Origin of the sequence: Nostoc sp. NMS7, assembly GCF_017115085.1 — a bacterium.
In the GTDB taxonomy this organism is placed as follows: Bacteria; Cyanobacteriota; Cyanobacteriia; order Cyanobacteriales; family Nostocaceae; genus Nostoc.
In genome coordinates this window covers 1-3,259 of record NZ_JABXKJ010000102.1, presented here as the reverse complement: position 1 = coordinate 3,259, position 3,259 = coordinate 1, and the positions used below count along the sequence as shown (strand labels likewise).

Here is a 3,259-nt window from a genome sequence, read left to right as displayed (position 1 = left end):
TTTGGCGGAGATTCTATAAAATGTCAGTGTAGTTTTTAATTATCTGAGGGCGATGCCTACGGCGGCAAGCTACGCATCCTTAACTTTTCCTCGCTTGAATTAGGGCGATGTCTGCGACGGGCTACGCCTACGCTTGGTTTCCTCTCTACGAGACGCTCTGCGGGTTTGCTTGAATGAAGGGCGATGCCCTTCTCTACGAGACGCTGCGCGAACGGCGCAGGCTCAGGGTAAGACCTGCGGTGGTAAACTACGCTCATCATAACCCATATATAAAGTTTCCTCTAAGAATCATGCTGCTTTAACTGTTACCTTGAAGAGTGCTGTCTCCAAACGACTGGTAATACCAAGTTGCAGTCAGATATAGTAGGGTATTAGAGGGGATAACTAAAGTAAAAATAAAATCCTGTGGGTGCATATGGCTCAAGTGACGCAAGCCTTTCCTCATCTAGACTTAGAAACGGTAAAGCAGAAAGTAAAGACGGCATTATCCTATTGGGAAAGACAAAAATGGCTGGTTATATATAATAATGCGATCGCAGATCCCAGAACGGCAGCCGAGATAGCATTACATGTAGGGGTATCGAAAGGATTCGTTAGAAAAGTAATTCAGCAATACAACCGCAAGGGAGAAACGGAGTTATCTAAACCAGGAAAGGGGGGCAGACGTAATTGTTATTTGAGTTGGGAGCAAGAGAAGGAACTGATAGATTCATTTAAAGAAAAAGCTGGTCGTGGTCAGATTGCAACAGCGATGCAAATAAAACTTGCCTATGAACGAGAATGTGGTTTTCCCGTGCATAAGACAACAATTTACCGACTAATGGAAAGACATAAATGGCGGAAAGTAGTTCCGAGACCTTCTCATCCCAAAAAAGACCCAAATGCTATCGATGAATTTAAAAAAATTTTCCGCAATTAGTCGAACAAATTAATCAAACAAGAGAACTATCTGATACCCGACCTTTATTATTGATGGCAGGAGACGAAGGCAGGTTTGGTAGGATTGGGGAGGTACGGGAAAAGTTGGTGTCCACAAGGCTTACGCCCAACTGTACCAAAGCAACAGGTCAGACAGTATGTTTACGCCTATACCGCAGTTGCACCCGAATTAGGTAAAATGACATGCTTAATTTTGCCCTATGCTAATACTAAAATGATGAATTTATTCTGATCACAAATTTCTCAATAATTTGCTGACTATTTTGTGATTTTACAATTGGATAAAGCATCTTGGCATCGTTCTAATTGTTTGATTGTTCCTGAAAATATTCGTTTAATTTTTCAACCAGATCACAGCCCAGAATTAATGCCTGTTGAACATATTTGGGAAGATATTCGAGAAAATCACTTCTATAATCAAGTCTTTCAAACTTTAGACCAAGTTGAGGACGTACTAAGCCTTGGCTTAGTCGAGCTTTGCTCTGATAGCGATCGCCTGCGTTATTTAACTTTCTTTCCTCATCTCAGGATACTACCTCTGAACGCAACTTACTATAAATTCAACAGGAGCGACGCCGAATAGCCCACCGCAGGTATCGCTCCTCTTTTCCTCGCTTGAATTTGGGGGGCGATCGCTTCTGGCTTTATGGGACTTCTCCAACCCAACCATTTTTGTACTCTGTAATATATCAAGAGTCTATCAGTGCATGACGTGTCGGTGCTCTTTGTAAGGAGAGCGATCATAGCGATCACTTTTTACTGTTTATTGCTTTAGGCCAGAACTCCCAAATTTTAGCCGAGCTAGATAATCTTTTTCTGACTAAGCTTCCTGATTTCTGTAATCACACCATCAACTCCATGATTGCTATAAATAATTAGCAACCGTTCGGCAGACAAGTAACTTAGCACAGGATTGCGAAATTGTAATATGTATTTTGTATCCGTAGGATTGTAGCCGAACTGGGGAGCGATCGCTCTCAATTGCTCTTGAACAGTAGTAACAGCCGGAATTGATAAAACAAAATCTGCATCTGACAGGTTATGCAAGGCATACTCAGCCAGAAAGTTAGTAAGTGAAGAATTTGTAGTGAGCGCGAAGCTGCCAAGCTTACGGACTATCGGCAAACGCATTTTGTGTTGCTTATCCATGAATAAGTAACCTTGGGCTACAGGGTCAATTCCAGCAATAATTGCAGCCGCACGTAACCAGTTAACTACTTTGTACTCGTTACCGAGAGTGGGAGATGAGTGAGCGCAAGCTTGAGTAATCACAAACTCTGGGGATAACTTTCGCTTCATCGTCTCTGCCAAACTGATGATGTGATGACCACCAGTTCTAGAATCGCCCGACGCACCGTAATTGTCTGTTTTACCATTGCCACCGAAGTTCAACTCCTGGAACTCAGTGCCCTTCGCGTTCCACTGAAAGACGATTGATTTAGCCCAATCATGCCAAATCGGTGCTGCAATTAATAGGTCGTTACTGATATAAATGTCTGAATCTACTTTACTTTCACTATCTGGATTGACAATTGGTAAACCATTACTGTTTGTTTGACCATATATTAGCCGATAGTTACTCGCAAAGCTCAAATTACTAATATTATTAAATGCTTCATGTATTGGTAGTCCTCCGGGATAAGCATGGTGACTGTTATTTCCACTTCCAGGTGCAGAGAAAAAAGACTGGGGAAGTTGGGGGCAGACACTTCCATCATTGCTAACTGGTGGGAAAATTCCAGCTATTAGTCCACCTGGAAAGGTCATATCGTCCGCAGCATCTACCAAGCCGACTTTGAGCAATTGCTGTACAATCTCCTGCTTTTTGCTACCAGTTAATCCGGATCTATGCATGATACAGGTTGTGGGATTATCAATTGCATCAAGTGTGGCTTTTCTCAGTTTGACATCTTTTATTTCTTGTGTCTGGTTTACCAAAAAATTTTTCGCTGACTGCACTAACGGAGATTTCTCAGCAAGCCTAATCGCTTCAGTATTACCCGCTCCTAACACCTGTTGGTTGGTGTTATTGCTCATGACATCAGAGCCTTTGAGTTTGCCTTGTTCCTCCTCTGCTCGTAAAGGTGTGAGCAACAATAATAAGCTCAAGCAGAAACTTACTAATAATAGAAGATGAGATGATTTCATGCAGATTATCAACTTTTAATTACAAAAGATTAATCCTCTATTGCAGTTGCCTCTGGAAAACTTACTTTCTAGAGGCAACCGCAACTTATTTAGGTGTAAATTGGCCCGTGTGAATCTCAATACGGTTCAGTTAAGGCTATGCAGTGCTTAAAATAACAAACACAGGAGGATT

Annotated in this window: 3 protein-coding genes; 2 read left to right on the top strand and 1 reads right to left on the bottom strand. The window is 41.9% G+C overall.

All coding sequences use genetic code 11. The features are described 5' to 3' along the window. The first annotated feature begins 415 nt into the window (after nucleotides 1-415). Nucleotides 416-919 (top strand): winged helix-turn-helix domain-containing protein, encoded by a 504-nt coding sequence (locus tag HWQ38_RS10895; RefSeq protein ID WP_292793139.1) that lies wholly within the window; start codon nucleotides 416-418, stop codon nucleotides 917-919. 285 nt (nucleotides 920-1,204) lie between these two features. After that, nucleotides 1,205-1,522 (top strand): transposase, encoded by a 318-nt coding sequence (locus HWQ38_RS10890; protein WP_292793137.1) that lies wholly within the window; start codon nucleotides 1,205-1,207, stop codon nucleotides 1,520-1,522. A gap of 218 nt (nucleotides 1,523-1,740) precedes the next feature. On the opposite strand, the gene HWQ38_RS10885 is transcribed toward HWQ38_RS10890, so the two are convergent. Beyond that, the gene (locus tag HWQ38_RS10885; RefSeq protein WP_292793135.1) at nucleotides 1,741-3,087 is read right to left on the bottom strand and encodes a hypothetical protein; all 1,347 of its coding nucleotides are present in this window, start codon (nucleotides 3,085-3,087) and stop codon (nucleotides 1,741-1,743) included. Between the last annotated feature and the right edge of the window lie 172 nt (nucleotides 3,088-3,259).